15 protein-coding genes are annotated in these 17983 nt (G+C 71.6%); 11 read left to right on the top strand and 4 right to left on the bottom strand.

Features of this window, described 5'->3' with window-relative positions:
• Nucleotides 1-13: 13 nt before the first annotated feature.
• On the bottom strand, nt 14-550 hold the full coding sequence (locus ABTX18_RS30485; RefSeq protein WP_352126012.1) for a TerD family protein: 537 nt from the start codon (nt 548-550) through the stop codon (nt 14-16).
• Nucleotides 551-812: 262 nt separating this feature from the next.
• On the opposite strand from ABTX18_RS30485, the gene ABTX18_RS30480 reads away from it, so the two are divergent.
• From ABTX18_RS30480 to ABTX18_RS30465, 4 genes are all read left to right on the top strand, one after another.
• Nucleotides 813-1418: a YdbC family protein gene (locus ABTX18_RS30480; protein WP_352126011.1), complete on the top strand. Its 606-nt coding sequence runs from the start codon at nt 813-815 to the stop codon at nt 1416-1418.
• Between the two features lie 97 nt (nt 1419-1515).
• On the top strand, nt 1516-2175 hold the full coding sequence (locus ABTX18_RS30475) for a histidine phosphatase family protein (RefSeq protein ID WP_352126010.1): 660 nt from the start codon (nt 1516-1518) through the stop codon (nt 2173-2175).
• A gap of 10 nt (nt 2176-2185) precedes the next feature.
• On the top strand, nt 2186-3082 hold the full coding sequence (locus ABTX18_RS30470; protein ID WP_352126009.1) for an ADP-ribosylglycohydrolase family protein: 897 nt from the start codon (nt 2186-2188) through the stop codon (nt 3080-3082).
• A gap of 244 nt (nt 3083-3326) precedes the next feature.
• Nucleotides 3327-5072: a DUF4153 domain-containing protein gene (locus ABTX18_RS30465; protein ID WP_352126008.1), complete on the top strand. Its 1746-nt coding sequence runs from the start codon at nt 3327-3329 to the stop codon at nt 5070-5072.
• A 110-nt stretch (nt 5073-5182) separates the two neighbouring features.
• On the opposite strand, the gene ABTX18_RS30460 is transcribed toward ABTX18_RS30465, so the two are convergent.
• Nucleotides 5183-6736: an MFS transporter gene (locus tag ABTX18_RS30460; RefSeq protein ID WP_352126007.1), complete on the bottom strand. Its 1554-nt coding sequence runs from the start codon at nt 6734-6736 to the stop codon at nt 5183-5185.
• Between the two features lie 252 nt (nt 6737-6988).
• Between ABTX18_RS30460 and ABTX18_RS30455 the strand changes: the two genes are divergently transcribed.
• The 3 genes from ABTX18_RS30455 to ABTX18_RS30445 all read left to right on the top strand — a co-directional run bounded on the left by ABTX18_RS30455 (nt 6989) and on the right by ABTX18_RS30445 (nt 9315).
• Nucleotides 6989-7615: a TetR/AcrR family transcriptional regulator gene (locus ABTX18_RS30455; protein ID WP_352126006.1), complete on the top strand. Its 627-nt coding sequence runs from the start codon at nt 6989-6991 to the stop codon at nt 7613-7615.
• A 308-nt stretch (nt 7616-7923) separates the two neighbouring features.
• Nucleotides 7924-8634, top strand: coding sequence for a ribonuclease HII (gene rnhB, locus ABTX18_RS30450; RefSeq protein ID WP_352126005.1), 711 nt, complete (start codon nt 7924-7926; stop codon nt 8632-8634).
• Between the two features lie 60 nt (nt 8635-8694).
• The gene (locus ABTX18_RS30445) at nt 8695-9315 is read left to right on the top strand and encodes a hypothetical protein (protein ID WP_352126004.1); all 621 of its coding nucleotides are present in this window, start codon (nt 8695-8697) and stop codon (nt 9313-9315) included.
• A gap of 168 nt (nt 9316-9483) precedes the next feature.
• Here the strand turns inward: ABTX18_RS30445 and ABTX18_RS30440 are convergent, their stop codons facing one another.
• Both ABTX18_RS30440 and ABTX18_RS30435 read right to left on the bottom strand, forming a co-directional pair.
• Nucleotides 9484-10113, bottom strand: a complete 630-nt coding sequence (locus ABTX18_RS30440) for a hypothetical protein (RefSeq protein ID WP_352126003.1) — start codon at nt 10111-10113, stop codon at nt 9484-9486.
• Nucleotides 10114-10331: 218 nt separating this feature from the next.
• Nucleotides 10332-12503 carry a RecQ family ATP-dependent DNA helicase gene (locus ABTX18_RS30435; protein WP_352126002.1) on the bottom strand — a complete coding sequence of 724 codons (2172 nt, stop codon included), beginning with the start codon at nt 12501-12503 and terminating at the stop codon, nt 10332-10334.
• A 111-nt stretch (nt 12504-12614) separates the two neighbouring features.
• Between ABTX18_RS30435 and ABTX18_RS30430 the strand changes: the two genes are divergently transcribed.
• The 4 genes from ABTX18_RS30430 (at nt 12615) to ABTX18_RS30415 (ending at nt 17890) form a co-directional block, all read left to right on the top strand.
• The gene (locus ABTX18_RS30430) at nt 12615-13916 is read left to right on the top strand and encodes a DUF4192 domain-containing protein (protein ID WP_352126001.1); all 1302 of its coding nucleotides are present in this window, start codon (nt 12615-12617) and stop codon (nt 13914-13916) included.
• 138 nt (nt 13917-14054) lie between these two features.
• Complete coding sequence (locus ABTX18_RS30425) at nt 14055-14819, top strand: NUDIX hydrolase (protein ID WP_352126000.1); 765 nt, start codon at nt 14055-14057, stop codon at nt 14817-14819.
• Between the two features lie 184 nt (nt 14820-15003).
• On the top strand, nt 15004-16848 hold the full coding sequence (locus ABTX18_RS30420; RefSeq protein ID WP_352125999.1) for an ATP-binding cassette domain-containing protein: 1845 nt from the start codon (nt 15004-15006) through the stop codon (nt 16846-16848).
• Between the two features lie 181 nt (nt 16849-17029).
• Nucleotides 17030-17890: a FadR/GntR family transcriptional regulator gene (locus ABTX18_RS30415; RefSeq protein WP_352126071.1), complete on the top strand. Its 861-nt coding sequence runs from the start codon at nt 17030-17032 to the stop codon at nt 17888-17890.
• Nucleotides 17891-17983: the final 93 nt, after the last annotated feature.

The raw sequence follows: 17983 nt of genomic DNA, 5'->3' as shown, positions 1-17983 counted from the left end.
TCGTTCGGTTCTGTCACTCCCCGAACGAACGGCTTCCCATCGCCGCGGCGAACGCGTCGGCGTCCCCGTCGAATCCCCGAACCGAGTCGTGGAACCGCCAGATCCCCGAGGAATCCCGTACGAACTCGGCGACGACGGCCGCCGTCGCCGTCCCGACTCCGGAGAAGTCGTCCTCGGAGAGGATGGTGTAGCCCTCCCGGATCTGCACCCCGGTGTTCTCTATGGCCCCGAACGTCTTGTGCCCGTCGCGCTGTTGGATGGCGACCCCGACGACCACCCGGGAGTACGCCTCCGAGACCCGGCCCAGCTCCAGCGTCATGACCTCGTCGTACCCCAGGCCCTGGCCGGTCCTGCTGTCGCGGTTGAGCGTGATGGTGCCATCGGGCGCACGACTGTCGAAGTGCACTAGGTACGCGGGGCTCCCGTACGGCTCCCCGGCCGGATAGGTCGCCGCGATGATGTCGAGGTCGTTGGCGGGCTCGCCGTGGGGACTGGGATCCCACTTGACCCTGACCTCGACCTTCTCCAGGTCCTTGTTGGGAGTGCTCATCGGACTTCGCTCCTTCGCGCGGGGCCGTCGGTCCGGTTCTATCACCCGATCGTGTCCGCAACGGCCCGCAGGACCAACCGTCTTGGGGCGAACGACGGAATCGGGCCATCGCGGCGGCCCGGGTGTCTCAATGAGGGATGCGCCCCGGCGGGTTGGTGTACAGCGAGGACATGACGATCACTGTGCGATCACCCGTGACCGGTTCTGACGCACTCCGTCGGAGCGTGACCCACGCCACGTCCGCCCCCCGTACGATGGCGCTGTGTTGGTCAAGTGGATTCGCTGCAATGTGGGGGACCGTCGAGGTTTCGAGCGGGGGCAGCGGAAATGGGCGGGGCTGCTGGGTGAGCCGGGGTTCAGGGGGCAGGGCGGCGGCTGGAGCCGCAGCCGTCCCGACGTGGCCCACGTCTTCGCGTTCTGGGAGAACCGGGTCTTCTACGACTCGTTCATGGCGCGGGGGCACGACGCCCTGGCCGCCGCGCAGGCCGGCACGTGCCACGACATCCAGGTCAAGCTGTTCGAGTTCCGCTTCGATGTGAAGACCGGCTTCGAACCCGACTTCACGGACGCCGATGTGGTCAGGGTGGCGCACAGCAGGGTCCACGGGGACCGTGTCGAGCACTTCGCGCTGATGCAGCAGCGGGTGTGGAATCCCGCGATGGCCGGATCACCCGGGATGCTGCGCGGCGTGTGCGGCGAGGCGCCCGGGCACGAGTTCCTGGTCCTGTCCATGTGGCAGTCGAGCGCCGAGCGCGGCAAGTACCGGCCGGCGAGCGTCGAACGGCTCTCGCAGCGCGCGCGGACCGAGGACGACGTGGCCTCGCTCGCCGGGGACGTCGTCCAGCTCGAACGGGCATGGACGGTGTGACCGACCGGTGCGGTCGCGGTCGCGGTCCAGAGGCGACATGGACCGTCGAGTTCCGGACAAGTGCTCGAACGCCCCGGACTCGTTCTAGGGTCGGTACATGGCACGACCGCAACGCATTGTCCTCGTCAGACACGGCGAGTCCGAGGGAAACGCCGACGACACCGTGTACGAGCGCGAACCCGACCACGCACTGAGGCTGACCTCGAACGGGCTGCGGCAGGCCCGCGAGACAGGGGTGCGGCTGCGGGAGCTCTTCGGCGAGGAGCGGGTCAGCGTGTACGTCTCGCCCTACCGCCGGACGCACGAGACGTTCAGGTCCCTCGGGCTCGATCTCGAACGCGTCCGGGTGCGCGAGGAGCCCCGGCTGCGCGAGCAGGACTGGGGGAACTGGCAGGACCGGGACGACGTGCGCCTCCAGAAGGCCTACCGGGACGCCTACGGTCACTTCTTCTACCGCTTCGCGCAGGGCGAGTCCGGCGCGGACGTGTACGACCGGGTCGGCGCGTTCCTGGAGAGCCTGCACCGGAGCTTCGAGGACCCCGACCACCCCCCGAACGTCCTGCTGGTCACGCACGGACTGACCATGCGGCTCTTCTGCATGCGCTGGTTCCACTGGTCCGTGGCCGAATTCGAATCGCTCTCCAACCCGTGCAACGGGGAATCCCGGACGCTGGTGCTCGGCGAGGACGGCCGCTACACGCTGGACAGGCCGTTCGAGCGCTGGCGCACCCCTGAGCCGTACGGCATCACCGGATAGAGTGGAACCGATGACCGAATCCGCTTCCGATCCGCGCTTCGCACGCGCCCTTGCCAGCCTGCGCGGCCTCTCCGTCGGGGACGCCCTGGGCTCCCAGTTCTTCGTGCCCGCCAACTATCCGCTCCTGAAGGAGCGCGCCCTGCCCCCCGGGCCCTGGCAGTGGACCGACGACACCGAGATGGCCGCCTCGGTGCTGGCCGTGCTGTCGCGGCACGGCCGGATCGACCAGGATGCCCTCGCCCACTCCTTCGCCGTGCACCACGACTTCGACCGGGGATACGGCCCCGCCGTGAACCGCCTGCTCAGGCTGGTCCGGGAGGGCGGCGACTGGCGCGAACTCGCCTCGGCGCTCTTCAAGGGGCAGGGCTCGTGGGGCAACGGCTCGGCGATGCGCATCGCCCCGCTCGGCGCCTGGTACGCGGACGACCCCGAGCAGGCCACGCACCAGGCCGAGATCTCCTCGTACACGACCCACCAGCACCGGGAAGCCGTCGTCGGCGCGATGGCCGTCGCGGCGGCCGCATCCCTCGCGGCGGCGCCCACCGGGCCGCCGGCGCCGGCGGACCTCCTGGACGGCGTGATCGCGCTCGTACCGCGCAGCGCGGTCGGCGCCGGGCTCCGCAGGGCCCGCGACATGCTGGACTACAACGACGCGGGCACGGTCGCCGCGGTCCTCGGCAACGGCCGGCGTACGAGCGCCCACGACACGGTTCCCTTCGCCCTCTGGTCCGCGGCACGCAGTCTCGGCGATTTCGAGCAGGCCTTCTGGGTGACAGCGCAGGCCGGCGGCGACGTCGACACGACGTGCGCGATCGTCGGCGGGGTGGTCGCGGCGGGCACGGCGGGTGCGCCGCCCGCTCCGTGGACGGCACAGACGGAAGAGCTGCCCGACTGGATGGCGCGGTAGGCCGCAGGGCGCTCCCGGGCACCGGACTGTCACGGAACTGCCACAGCGTTGCCCCGTAAGGCTGACGGCCGTCACGGGGGGTTACTCTTTCGGCCACGCCGCCCGCGGTGATCATCACGACGGGCGAGCACCGAATGAGACGCCGGGGGGCTGCGCTGCCCAGGGCTCGCGTGAGCGGACCTCGGTGGGGAGGGGTCTAGTGCCCGATCACGATCACACGCCAGAACCAGCCAGGCCGGAGACTGTGCCGGGCGCCGCCGAGCCGTCGGGAGCGTCCCGGGCTGAGCCGGAGCCTGCAAAGTCCCCGGCAGCCGGGGCACCGGAGTCCGGGACGCCCACGGTCCCGCCGCCACGCGGCACCGGACCCCAGCCGCAGGACACCGGACCGCAGCCTCCGCGCATACCGGCCTACGCGCAGGGCGCGCGGCCGCCGCAGGCCAACCCGTGGGGACAGCCCAAGCGGACACCCCCCTCGGAACTCTCGCGGCTCCGCCCGGCCAAGCCGGGTGCGGTCCCGAGCGCCACACTCTGGGCCGTACTGGCGACCGGACTGCTCAGCGCCCTGCTGCTGGGCGACGGGATCGGCCTGAACCTGCTACTCGTGGCGGTCCCCGCAGCACTCGCGGCCGCTTTCGCCGCCCGTGGCGCGGGCCGTCGGCTGCGTCCCTGGACCGCCGTCTGGGCGGTCGGCGGGCCGGCCCTGCTCGTCGTCCCGGCACTCCGGGACGCCGGCTGGCCGAGTCTCCTGGCCATCGTGTCCGCCTTCGCGCTCGGCTCCCTCGCGCTGCACGGCAGCCGCAGCTGGCTCGGGATCTTCCTCGGTTCGCTGGGCCTGCTCACGTCCGTCGCCGAATCACTGGGCTGGGGCGCCCGAGGGGTACGCGACCGCATGGCCGGCTCCCGGGGACGCTGGGGCGTGGTCTTCCGCTCCACGCTCGTGGCGGTCGTCCTGCTCGTCGTGTTCGGAACGCTCTTCGCGAGCGCCGACGCCGCGTTCGCCGACGTACTCGGCAGCCTGATGCCCGATGTGTCGGTCGGAGACAGCCCGTGGAGGTTCTTCCTCGGCGTGCTCGGTCTCGTCGGCGCGCTCGCCGCCGCGTACACGGCTGCGGCCCCCATCCGCTGGGACGGTCTGACGGTACGCCCGGGCAAGGCGCGCGGGCGCCTGGAGTGGGCCCTGCCTCTGGTCGTGCTGAACCTGCTGTTCGCCGCGTTCCTCGCCATCCAGCTCACGGTGCTGCTCGGCGGGTACGACAAGGTGATGGCCGAGACCGATCTCAGCTACTCCGAGTACGCCCGCCAGGGCTTCTGGCAGCTGCTCTGGGCCACGCTGCTCACCCTGCTGGTCATCGCCCTCGCGCTGCGCTGGGCGCCGCGCGGCGGAGCTCGCGACCGTACGCTCGTCCGCGCCGTGCTCGGTACGCTGTGCCTGCTCACGCTCGTCGTTGTCGCCTCCGCACTGCGGCGCATGGACCTGTACGTCGATGCGTACGGCCTGACCAGGCTGCGGATCTCGGTCGCGGCGGTCGAACTGTGGCTCGGCGTGGTCCTCCTGCTGATCATGGCGGCCGGGATCTTCGGCGCGAAGCTGCTGCCGCGCGCCGTCGCGGCGAGCGCGGCCATCGGCGTCCTGGCGTTCGGACTCGTCTCGCCCGACGGCCTGATCGCCGAACAGAACGTCGAGCGGTACAGCCGCCACCACTCGATCGACATCGAGTACCTCCGCGGCCTGTCGGCCGACGCCGTACCGGCCCTCGACACCCTTCCCGAGCCCCTGCGCTCCTGCGCCCTGGAGGACATCCAGCGGTCACTTCGGAGCTCGGACGAACCGTGGTACGCCACGAGTTGGGGCGAGGCGAGGGCGAGGGACATCCTCGGCGACTGGGACCCGGGCTCCCGCACCCGCGACTGCCGAGGTCCCGGCTCGGGCGACAACGGGAGCGAACGCGGCGACTCGGACGATCCGTACGACCCCTACGACCCGTACTGATCGCCGGCGCGCGTACAGGCGACGAGCCCCTGAGCGCTCCGGGCCGGAAGCGGGCCGTCCCCTCGGGGCGGCCCGCTTCCTGTCGTCCGTACGGCTTAGCCGTCCGCACGCTACGCGACAGGTCCTCCCGCCGCCGCCCTTCCGCTCAGCGCCTCCAGATCGCTCTTGCGCACCCGGATCACCAGCAGCGCGGTCAGCAGGGCGAGACCGGCCATGGCCACCGCGGCGAGGAACGCGGTCGAGATGCCCTGGGAGAGCACCGCGTGCCCCCAGCTGCCGGTCAGCTCGTGCGTCTTGGCGAATTCCGCCTTCTGCTCCGGTGACGCGTGCGCCAGGAACTGCGGAACCTGCTTCTCCGCCTCGGTGCGGCTGGCCGTACCGAAGACGGTGACCAGGATGGAGAGTCCCAGCGAACCGCCGACCTGCTGGCTCGCGTTGAGCAGGCTGGAGGCGGCTCCGGCCTCGTGCTGCGCGACCCCGGAGACCGCCGTCAGCGTGAGGGTCACGAAGTTCAGCCCCATGCCGAAGCCGAACACGAGCATCGGCCCCAGGACTCCGGACAGGTAGGAGCTGTCGGGGGAGATGAACGTGAGCCAGACCAGGCCCACACCGGTCAACGCCGACCCCGTGACCATGAACGGCTTCGGCCCGAGCACCGGAAGGAACCGTTGGGAGAGACCCGCTCCCACGACGATCGCGACGGTCACGGGCAGGAACGCCAGGCCCGACTCGATGGGGCTGTACGCCAGGACGTTCTGCACGAACAGGACGATGAAGAAGAACATGCCGAACATGGCCGCGGCCAGGCTGAGCATGATCACGTACGTGCCGGAACGGTTGCGGTCGGCGAACATCCGCAGCGGAGTGATCGGTTCCTTGGCCCGCATCTCGATGAGGACGAACGAGGCGAGCAGAATCACCGCGGCGCCGAACGAACCCAGGGTGAGGGAGTCCCGCCACCCTTCCTCGGAGGCCCGGATGAACCCGTACACGAGCGAGGCCATGCCGAGGGTCGAGGTCAGGGCCCCCGAGATGTCGAAGCGGCCCGGGTGCTTCTCGGACTCGTTGATGTACATCGGTGCCAGGACGGCGATCAGTACGCCGATCGGTACGTTGACGAAGAAGACCCAGCGCCAGTCGAGCCACTCGGTGAGCAGTCCGCCCGCCAGCAGCCCGATGGCACCGCCACCCGCGGACACCGCGGCGAAGACGCCGAACGCGCGGTTGCGCTCGGGGCCTTCGGGGAAGGTGGTGGTGATCAGGGCCAGGGAGGTCGGTGAGGCGATGGCGCCACCGATGCCCTGGAGCGCGCGGGCTGCGAGCAACTGCCAGGGCTCCTGGGCGAAACCGCCCAGCAGCGAGGCCAGCGTGAAGACCAGGATGCCCGTCATGAAGACGCGGCGGCGGCCGAGGATGTCCCCGGCCCGGCCGCCGAGCAGCAACAGACCGCCGAAGGTGAGCGTGTAGGCACTGAGGACCCAGGAGAGATCGGTGGTCGAGAAGCTCAGTGCGTCCTGGATGTGCGGGAGGGCGATGTTGACGATCGTCGAGTCGAGCACAACCATCAACTGACAGGCCGCGATGACGGCCAGGGCGATCCCCGGGCGCCCTTGTCGTCGTGCCGCGCCCGGTGCGCTTCGTTTTTCCAACTGAGAGGTTGTCACTATGGGTCCCCCACAAGTGAATTAGTGAACGGATCCGTTCACTGTCGCGTCAACTTAGTGAGTCCCCTTCAGTGAACGCAAGCGTTCACTGAATCCTTCGTTTCCGTGTCGGGTCCGGATCCACCGTCCCGGCCGGGACCTGCTCAGTCCCGCGCCGACCCCTTCAGGCGCCCGTCCTGCTCCTGTCCGCCCGGTTCCGAGCACCGGCCGGCCGGTGCGGGCGTACTGACCTGTTCCGATGGAGAGAAGCTCATGGTTACTTCGCGATCGGCAGCCGCCGCCCGGCAGCCGGTGGTGTCCCTGAGGCGCCGCGGGCCCGTACTCGAACGCGCGATCCTCGATGCCGCACTGGAAGGGCTCAGTACGGTCGGCTGGAGCGGGTTGACGATGGAGGGAGTCGCGGCCGGCGCCCAGACCGGCAAGGCCGCGATCTACCGGCGATGGCCCTCCAAGGAGGAACTTGTCGCGGACGCGCTGCGCAGCGCCCTGCCGGCGATCGGCGCCGCGCCGGACCACGGGAACATTCGCGAGGACCTCTACCAGCTGTGCTGCCGCCTCCGCGACGCCATGCTCTCCAAGTCCGGCTCCGCGCTGCGCGCCGTCCTTCACGAATGCGACGCGGACACGGCCGAACGGTTCCAGGCGGTGATCCTCAGTGGCGTGATCGGCCCGACGACCGCTCTCATCAGAGAGGTCGTGAGCAGGGGGGTCGACCGCGGTGAGGTGCGACCCGACGCGCTGCGCGGGCTCGCCTTCGACGTCATCCCGGCGATGATGATGTATCGCAGCAAGGTGTGCGGCAGTGAATGGACCGACGAGGACATCACTGACCTGATCGATCAGGTGGCGGTGCCGTTCTTCCGCGCGGGGCCTCGCTGACACAGGGGCTCCCGGCCTGGCTCCCCATGGCCGGCCGGGGTCTCCTGCTCGCCTCCGGGGTGCCTCTTCGGCCGGGTCCGGGCGCCTGAGGGGTGCCCTTTGGGCTGGGTCCCGGGCGGCTGCGGGGTGCCCTTTCGGCCGCGTCCCGGGCGACTGCGGGGTGCCCTTTCGGCCGCGTCCCGCTCGCCTTCCATTGCACTTCCGGTCGTCTTCAGCCCGCCTTCCGGCGGCCCGGCGTCGGAAGGCGAGCGCTCAGGTGTGCCCCGGGGTGTTCCCCGCGCCGTCATCGGCGTACGCTGGCTGGCGCCATGCCGTACGAACCACCCACGCACACCGTCGAGCGCTCACTGCGCGCCACCACCGGTGCCAAGACCGTCGCCGGTGTCGACGAGGTCGGACGCGGAGCGTGGGCGGGACCGGTCACCGTGTGTGCAGCGGTCACCGGCCTCCGTAAGCCTCCCGCCGGACTCACCGACTCCAAACTGATCAGCCCCAAGCGCCGCGCGGAGCTCGCGCCGCTGCTGGAGCGCTGGGTCACCGCGTACGCGCTCGGCGACGCCACCCCGCAGGAGATCGACGACCTCGGGATGACCGCTGCGCTGCGGCTCGCCGCCGTGCGGGCCCTGGAAGCGCTGCCGGTGCGACCCGACGCGGTGATCCTGGACGGCAAACATGACTATCTGGGTCTGCCCTGGCAGGTACGTACGGTCATCAAGGGCGATCAGTCCTGCGTCGCGGTCGCCGCGGCCTCGGTGATCGCGAAGGTCCGCAGGGACGCCGTGATGGCCGCACTCGGCGCCGACTCCGGCGAGTACGCGGACTTCGCCTTCGACGCCAACGCCGGCTACCCGTCCCCTGTGCACAGGGCCGCGCTGGAGGAGCGGGGCCCCACGGTCCACCACCGCCTCTCGTGGTCCTACCTCGACGCGCTGCCCAGGTGGCAGCACCTCAAGAAGGTCCGCTTCTCCGCCGAGGCGGCCGCACTGGAAAGCGGGGGCCAGCTCGGCTTCGACTTCTGATCGCGCACATGTGCCCACCCGCCGACGCCTCGTGCGCCGGCGTTTGATAGACAACCACCCATGCCTCTCATCCCCGAGGAGCCTCAGATTCACGAGAGCGCCCAGGGTCCCCGCGTCACACCGGCCACCGGCCGTACCGCGTCGACCCCTCGTCCCGTACCCGGTCCGCGTTCCGCGGCCACGCCGCGCCCCGGTCGTCCGGGTCCCGGCCCCGCGAGGCCCGCGCCCCCGGCGCCGCGCCCGCACCCCACCTCCGGCCAGCCCCAGGCGGCCCGGCCGGAGAATCGTTCCGCACCCCAGCTCCAGGTGATCCCCGCCGCGGCCGACGGTGCGCTCGACGCCGCCGACGAGGCGGTGGACCTGCTGCTCGACTCCGGCCGCGCACCCGGCGACATCCTGGTGCTCACCACGGGCGAGCAGCACCCGTGGGCGACGCACGAGCTCTCCTTCGGCGAGGCCGCCTACTGGGCCCAGCACGAAGCGGGCGACGACGTGTTCTTCGCCGGCGCCGCAGCAGCGGACCGGGTGATGTCACGACCGGTGGTGATCATCGCGGTCAACAGCGTGGACGACGACACCGCCGCGCGTGCGCTGTCGGCGGCGCAGCGCCGTGCCGGAGCCCTGCTGATCGTCTGCGGCGATCCGCAGCGGGTCAACGCCGTGCTCGGCGCGGGCGTCTGAGGCGGAGCGTCGTCGAGGGTGCGTTCGGTGCGGGTATCCGGACGGGCCCGCGTGGAGTTGACGGTGCGTCCGGAACCATCCCGGTGACCCGGCTGCCACTGAGGGCGGCCGGGTCCCACCGCCGGGGTTGCACTTCCCCGGTTGCACCGCCGGTTCGCTCCGCCCGGGTCAGCGAGCCGCGGTGCGGTGCAACGCCTGCACCGCGCCACCGCCCGTCCGCAGCGGGCCGGGATCCTGGTCCAGCGCAGTGTCGGCGAGCGAGGACGGCTGCGACATGGAGTGGGGGCGACGGCCGCCGCGGCCCTCTCCCAGCACCTGCCAGCCGCCGCGGGTCAGCGTGATGTACGCGCCGCACCGCAGCCCGTGCAGGGTGCAGGCGTCGCGCAGTCCCCACATCCAGGCCCCGTCCTCCTCCGTCCAACGCTCGTCCCCCTCGCGGCAGTAGAGCAGCACGGCGGTACGCACGGGCGTGCGGCGGCGAAGATCGTGCGGGATCACCCGACGCAGGTGCGCCAGCAGGGCGTTACGGAACTCCCAGCCGTCCGCCGTCACCGAACGACGGGCGAACGAGGCGCTGGCCGTCAGGCGTTCCTCGTGGTCGAGCACGGCGACGACCGCTGTCTGCGCGGTCGGCCGGTGCCTCGCGTGCAGGCCGCTCACCACCTCACGCGGGCTGCGCAGCAGCGGTATGCCCGCCGCTGCCCACTCGGCCGGTTCGAGCATCCTGGCAAGGCGGTTGGCGGAGTCGGCGGCCGGCGACATCGATGTGGCTGCGGACGGTGCGAATCCGAAGGTCACGGTCCTCCCTTCGCATACGCGCCCACGATGCGGGCAGGGTCGGGTGAGGGCGCGCCGCGGCACAGCCCTTCCGGGCCCGCGAAAAGACCGTGCGGGGAGCGAGTCCAATTCTCCCTGGCGTATCGGCAGGCGGCAACGAGCAATTGGTGCGGCTGACGGTAATCAGCCGGAATGACACGGATATCCCTGCCCAGTCCGGCACCTGGTGACGCCATCCGTCACGCCTGAACAGCGAGGACCAGCGGAAACACGCCGCCCGCCCCGGCCCGCCGCAGGAGCCGGGCCGCCACCGCCAGGGTCCAGCCGGTGTCGGAGCGGTCGTCCACGAGCAGGACGGGCCCGTCCGCTGCGGACAGCGCCTCGGCCAGCTCCGGCCCCACCACGAGCCGTTCGTGCAGGGCGCGGACCCGCTGGGCGCTGTTGGTCTGCGAGATCCGGTTCCCTTCGGCTCCCGGGGCGTAGCCGATGCTGCCCAGGAGGGGCATGCGCCCGACCTCGGCGATGCGGCTGCCGAGCGACTGGATGAGCTGGGGCCTGCTGTGGGAGGCCACGGTGACGACGCCGACCGGCCGCGGGACGGCGTTCACCGCACCGGGTGCCCAGCCTCCCGGGCCCCTGGCCCAGTCCGCCAGCACCGTCACCACCGCTGTGGCCACATCGTCCGGGACCGGGGCGTCGGGCGCCTGCGCGGCCAGCATGGGGCGCAGCCTGTTGCCCCAGCCGATGTCGGAGAGGCGGCCCAGCGCCCGGCCGGTGCCGGCCAGCTCTCCGGCGGGGATCCGGCCCTTGAGGTCGACGCCCACCGCGGCGAGACCGGTCGGCCACATCTTGCGCGGCTCCACCTCGACGCCCGGCCGGCCGAGTTCCCCCCGTGCGGTGTCCAGGGCGGCCGTGGAGACGGCCTCGTCGAAGCGGGATCCGGCGCAGTTGTCGCACCGTCCGCAGGCGGTCGCCACCTCGTCGTCCAACTGGCGGCGCAGGAACTCCATCCGGCAGCCGTCCGTCGTCGCGTAGTCGCGCATCGCCTGCTGTTCGGCCGCCCGTTGACGCGCCACCCAGGCGTACCGCTCGGCGTCGTAGACCCAGGGCTCGCCCGTGGCGGTCCAGCCGCCCTTGACCCGTCGGACCGCTCCATCGACGTCGAGCACCTTGAGCATGGTTTCCAGGCGGGTGCGCCGCAGGTCGACCAGCGGTTCCAGTGCGGGCAGCGAGAGCGGCCGGCCGGCCTGGGCGAGCGCGTCGATCGTGCGCCGGACCTGCTCCTCGGGGGGGAAGGCGACCGACGCGAAGTACTGCCAGATCGCCTCGTCCTCCTTGCCGGGGAGCAGCAGCACCTCGGCGTGCTCGACGCCGCGGCCGGCACGGCCCACCTGTTGGTAGTAGGCGATGGGGGAGGAGGGCGAGCCCAGGTGGACGACGAATCCGAGATCGGGCTTGTCGAATCCCATGCCCAGCGCGGAGGTCGCCACCAGTGCCTTGACGCGGTTGGCGAGCAGATCGTCCTCGGCCTGCTGCCGGTCGGCGTTCTCGGTACGGCCGGTGTACGAGGCGACGGTGTGGCCGCACTGGCGGAGATGCGCGGTGACCTCCTCGGCCGCCGCGACCGTCAGGGTGTAGATGATCCCCGAACCGGGGAGCTCCTTGAGGTGGTCGCCGAGCCAGGCCAGCCGGTGCGCGGCGTTGGGCAGTTGCAGGACGCCGAGGCTCAGGCTCTCCCGGTCCAGCGGGCCCCGCAGGACGAGCGCGTCCGTACCGGCGCCGGTCCCCAGCTGCTCTGCGACGTCCGCCGTCACGCGGGCGTTCGCCGTGGCGGTGGTCGCGAGGACGGGCACGCCTGCGGGCAGATCGGCGAGCATGGTCCGCAGCCGCCGGTAGTCGGGCCGGAAGTCATGGCCCCAGTCGGAGATGCAGTGCGCCTCGTCGACCACGAGCAGCCCGGTCGCGGCGGCGAGCCTGGGCAGGACCTGATCCCGGAAATCGGGGTTGTTGAGCCGCTCGGGGCTGACGAGCAGCACATCCACCTCACCTGCGGCCACCTCGGCCTGCACGGTGTCCCACTCCTCGGTGTTGGACGAATTGATCGTCCGCGCGCTGATCCCGGCCCGGGCCGCGGCCGCCACCTGGTTGCGCATCAGCGCCAGCAACGGCGAGACGATCACCGTCGGCCCGCTGCCCTGCGCACGGAGCAGCGACGTGGCGACGAAATACACGGCGGACTTTCCCCAGCCGGTCCGCTGGACGACCAGCGCCCTGCGCTTGTCCGCGACAAGCGCCTCGATGGCCCGCCACTGGTCCTCGCGCAGCCGGGCAGTGCCGGAGGCGTCCCCGACGAGTCGTGCCAGTACGGAATCGGCCGAGGCCCTGAGCTCTGCACGGTCTGCGTTGGTCATACCCCCATGCAACCCGATGGGTACGACAAAGCGCGAACGCCCGCGCGGTCCCTGTGGATAAGTTATCCACAGGGGGTCGCGGAATGTGGCCCGTCGGGGGACGGTCATCCCATGAACAAGCACCACGAACCCACCGGACCGTCCGACGACCAGCAGATCACCTTGCGAGGGCCGGCCGAGCTGGCGGACGCCCTTCCGTATCTCATGGGATTCCATCCGAACGACAGCGTGGTCATGGTCGCGCTGCACGGCGGCCGCGGCCGTTTCGGCGGGCGGCTGAGGCTCGGCATCCCGCAGTCCGCGCACGAGTGGCCATCGGTGGCCGAGCAGCTGGCCGAGTGCCTGATCAAGGGGAGCGAGCGGCGCGGCGGCCGGCCCGACGCGATCGTGGTCTTCCTCTGCCAGGACCCGGCCGAAGGAGAATCGGGCCACCAGACCATGGAGCGGCTGCGGCCCTTCGCCCAGCGGCTGCGCACCGCCTGCGGGGCGCTGGACGTGCCGGTGCTCGAAGCGCTCTGCATCTCCGGAGACAGGTTCTGGTCCTACGTCTGCCCCGACGCCCGCTGCTGCCCGGCCGAGGGAAATCCGCTGGCCATGCAGGGCACCTCGGTGATGGCCGCGGCAGCGGCCTACGCCGGCATCCAGGTGCGGGGCTCGCTGCGGGAGATGGAGGCCAGGCTTGTGCCCCAGCCGGGCGGGGAAGGCCGGGAGCAGGAACGGGCTCTGGACGCGGCCGGGTCCGCGCTGGTGCCGAAGCTTCTCGACGAAGAGAGCCGCAAGGAGGTGGGCGACACGACCCTGGAGCTCGCCCGTCGGCTCATGGAGCGCCTCGGACAGGCCCCGGCGGCAACGCCCTCGTTGTCCGACCTCAACGACGACCGGCTGATCAGCGATGAGGAGGCCGCCGCGCTGATCCTCGGTCTGCAGGACCGGGAGACCCGGGACAGGGCCGCGGAGTGGATGGAAGGGCCCGGGGCGCAGCCCGCGCTGCGGCTGTGGCGGGCGCTGGCGCGCCGGTGCGTCGCACCGTACGAGGAGCATGCGGCGGCGCCGCTCACCCTGGCGGGCTGGGTCTCGTGGTCGACCGGTGACGAGCCGGCGGCGAGGGTCGCGCTGGGCCTCGCCCTGAGGCTGGATCCCGGATACACCTTCGCCCAGCTGCTGCACGAGGCCTGTAACCAGGGCCTCGATCCGGAGACGCTGCGGCGCTGCCTGCGCGGTGAGAGCGGCGGACGGACGGCGCGGCGGGGGCACGGTACCGGACGGGTCGCGGGGGCCCGTTCCGTGCGCGTGCAGGCGGCTGCGCGGCGTCGGACGCGGTCCGGAGCCGCCCGTTCCGGCACGGTGGCCGGCAAGGGCCGCGCAGGCCGGCCGCGCGCTCAGGGCCGCCGCGGGACCAGGACCGGACGGTGAGAGCGGTGCGGTGCCGGATTCCGGCACCGCACCGCTCGGTTCCACCGGGCACCGTGACCGATGAGGACCATCGCGGTGACCGATGAAGAGCATCGCGAAGGGAGTGTTTATCGTCAGGCAGACGACTATGATCACGGCATGCCGCCCTACGACCCGTCGACCTTCCCGCCCTTCGCTGTCACCGTCGACCTGGTCGTGCTCACGGTGCGCCGTCACGCGCTCTGCGCGCTGGTGGTACGCCGGGGCGAGACGCCGTTCCAGGGCCGATGGGCGCTGCCCGGCGGATTCGTCAGGGCCGACGAGGACCTCGGTGCCGCGGCGGCGCGCGAGCTCGTCGAGGAGACCGGGCTGTGTGCGCACGACCCGGCCACCCCTGCGGTCGGCAACGGGGCCCACCTGGAACAGCTGGCCACATACGGGGACCCCGCGCGCGATCCCCGCATGCGGGTCGTCAGCGTCGCTCATCTCGCGCTGGCCCCCGACCTGCCCGCTCCCCGGGCGGGCGGTGACGCGAACAGCGCGCGCTGGGCACCCGTCGAGGACCTGCTCGGTGCGCAGGAGGGCTACGGGCGTGACGGCGAACACCAGGTGCCGTTGGCCTTCGACCACGCCCGGATCCTCGCCGACGGAGTGGAGCGGGCCCGCTCCAAGATCGAGTACTCCTCCCTGGCCACCGCGTTCTGCCCGCCGGCGTTCACGGTCGGCGAGCTGCGCAGGGTGTACGAAGCGGTGTGGGGCGTGGTGCTCGATCCGAGGAACTTCCATCGCAAGGTGACGGGCACGCCCGGCTTCCTGGTGCCCGCCGGCGGCACGACCACCAGGCAGGGCGGCCGCCCCGCCCAGTTGTTCCGGTCCGGTTCGGCCACCGTGCTGAATCCGCCGATGCTGCGGCCCGAGGTCTGACGCTTGGCGTCCGGACGCCGGAGACCAGGTCCCGCGGCCTGACCCGGGTCCGGTTCGCCGGGGCCCGGTGCGGTGATCCGTCGGAACGCCATGGATCCGGCCTTGCGCAAAAAGTCTGATATGTCGGGTTATCTTGCTGCGGTACTCCTGCCGTCGAGCGGCCTCACCTCCTGCGAGAGAAGCGATGCTCCAGGCCATCGGACTCACCAGTGCCCGCCACCGCGGACTTCCGCCCGCCGTGGACGACCTCACGTTCGAAGCGGGGCCCGGCTGTGTGACCGCGCTCCTGGGCCCACCGGGCTCGGGCAAGACCTCGGCCCTGCGCCTGATGCTCGAACTCGAGCCGGGACGTGGCATCACATACTTCCGGGGCAGGCCGCTGCACCGCGTGGCCCATCCGGCCCGGGAGGTGGGCGTGGTGCTCGGGGACGTGCCCGGGCACCCCGCGCGCACGGCCCGTGGACAGCTCCGCATGCTCTGCGCCGCCGGGGGAGTGCCCGCGTCCAGGGCCGACGAGGTGCTGGACGCCGTGGGTTTCGCCGGGCTGGGGGACCAGCGCATCGGCACGCTCTCCCCGGGCATGGACCGCAGGCTGGCGCTCGCCTCCGCGCTGCTCGCCGACCCTCACACGCTCATCCTCGACGAACCGGCGGAAGGTCTCGGCGCCCGGGAGGCGGACTGGCTGCACGGAATGCTCAGGTCCCATGCCGATCGGGGCGGGACGGTTCTCTACACCACGCAGAACCCCAAGGAAGCCGCGCGGTCGGCCGGCCACGTGGTGACCATCCACGCAGGACGTCTCGTCGCCGACCAGGACGGTGCGGACTTCTCCCGCACCCGTCTGCGCCCCCGCGTCGCGGTCCGTTCCCCGCACGCCGCACGCCTCGCCGCGATCGTCAGCCGCGAGGCGCGCGTCGCCCGGCGCTCCATCGAAGTCGTCACCGAGGAGAGCAGCAGCCGCCTCTCCGTCTACGGCAGCAGTTGTGCGGAGGTCGGTGACGCGGCGTTCCGCCACCGGATTCCGGTCCATCAGCTCGCCGACGAGGTCGGGGACACGGGTCCCGCCTCTCGTGCCCCGGGCGACGGCCTCCCTGGTGATGCGCCGGCTGTCGGCGCCACCAGGAATACCGGCGGTGCCGCCACGGATGGCGGCGCCGCTTCCCGTGCGATCGGCGCTGCCGCCGCCAAAGACGCCTCCGGGGCGGCCGCGGACTCCGGCGGGGCCCAGTTGCCGCCGCCGATCAGGCGGCGCCCGGCGCGCGGTCCGCTGCGTCCGGTGCGTTATGAACTGCGCCGCCTCTTCGGCGTCAGGACCACGACTCTGATCATCGCCGTCACTCTTGTCGCCTCGGCGATGCTGTCGGTCGTGCTCGCCCGCAACGGCCGTACGCCGCTGCCGCACGTGCTGGTCGCCTGGCCTTCGCTGCTGCCGCTGCCACCCGCCGCCCTCGGGGCCGGACTGCTCGGCGCCCTCTCCTTCGGCGACGAGTTCCGCTATCCCGCGCTCGCGGCCGGCCGCGGGACCGTTCCCCGCCGGCTCGGCCTCCTCCTCGCCAAGCTGGCCGTGTCGGCGGGCGTCGCGTTGTTCCTGGCGCTGTTCGTCGTGCTCGCCTCGGCAGAGTCTCTCCGTCTTGTGTACGGCGGTGACTTGGTCAGGGTCCCTTCGAACGCGGTCTCACTGGCCGTGAGTTGGTCGGGTCTGGCGGTCGGCTGCGCCTGGGCAGGGTTGCTGGCGGCAGGGATCTTCCGCGTGACGGCGGCGGGCGTCGCGGCCGTACTCGCCGTTCCCGTGCTGATGGTTCCGCTCATCCAGGCGATGCCGAAGGCGCCGACCGCCCGGTCGATGAGCGGACTTCCGGGCCGGCTCGGGGAACTGGCCTGGCTGCAGTGGCCGCAGGAGGCCGACCGGTGGGTGCTGGCCCTGGTGCGGGTCGTGGCGCACCCCGTGGGAGCAGCGCTGACCTTGTCGTTGTCCGTCCTTGTCTGCGCGTATCTGTTCACGAGCCTTCGCGGCAGAGTGCGTTGGTGATCGCTGAAGGGAATCCGAATCCGTAAAGATCCACAACTCCATAAGAAATGCCTGGTTTGTGCCAGTAAGGCGTCAATTGGCAGGCGAGTGCCGATCACCCTTTCGTGTGCTTTTCACCAAAGACCTCAAGGGGTGGCTGGGCCGCGCCGACAAATGATGCGTGAGTACCCTTGCGCACACCATGATGACCGCCGCCCGCACTGCCGACACCGGCCTCGCCGGCCCGGGCGAACTCGACCGTTACCCCCACGCGGATGCGCCGGCCGGCGAGCGTGCCGCCGCCCGGTCCTGGGGGGATCCCGACAGTGAACTCGGCCGGGTGGGCCGGCGCGGATCGGCCAGCCGGGGCCGCGGCCTGCACGGCCAACTTGTTCAGCAGCTGGGTCAGATGATCGTTTCCGGTGACCTCGGTGCCGACCGGCCTCTGGTCCCGGAGGAGATCGGCCAGCGATTCGAGGTCTCCCGCACCGTTGTCCGGGAATCACTGCGCGTGCTGGAGGCCAAGGGGCTGGTCAGTGCCCGGCCCAATGTGGGCACCCGGGTCCGGCCGGTCAGTGACTGGAATCTGCTCGATGCCGACATCATCGAATGGCGCGCGTTCGGCCCGCAGCGCGACGACCAGCGTCGTGAGCTGGCGGAGCTCCGGTGGACGATCGAACCTCTGGCCGCCAGGCTCGCCGCCGGTCACAAGCGTGACGATCTCCAGCAGCGGCTCGGGGACATGGTCGAGATCATGGGGCACGCGCTCGGGCAGGGCGACGTGATCACCTGTGCCCGCGCCGACGCGGAGTTCCACTCCTTGCTCATCCAGGCCGCCGGCAACCGCATGCTGGAGCACCTCTCCGGCATCGTTTCGGCCGCGCTTCAGGTTTCCGGCGGTCCGGTGACCGGCTGCGACCGGCCCAACGAGGCATCGCTCGGCCACCACGCCCGTATCGTCGACGCCCTCGCGACCGGCGACTCCGCGGGCGCCGAGGCGGCCATGCGTCAGCTGCTCGTGGTGCAGGTGGAGCGAGTCGTGCCGGCGCCGCGCGAGCACTGACCGCGGCGCGCGGTCAGGGTGTACGGGCCATGTGTCGTCGGACCGCGACGGTCCGGCGGCACAATTGTGGAGAGATGTCACCCTTGATCTGGT

Origin of the sequence: Streptomyces sp. NPDC096323 (assembly GCF_040302845.1) — a bacterium.
GTDB lineage: Bacteria > Actinomycetota > Actinomycetes > Streptomycetales > Streptomycetaceae > Streptomyces.
The sequence above is the reverse complement of the archived record's forward strand: the minus strand, read 5'-3'. Positions and strand labels throughout refer to the sequence as shown.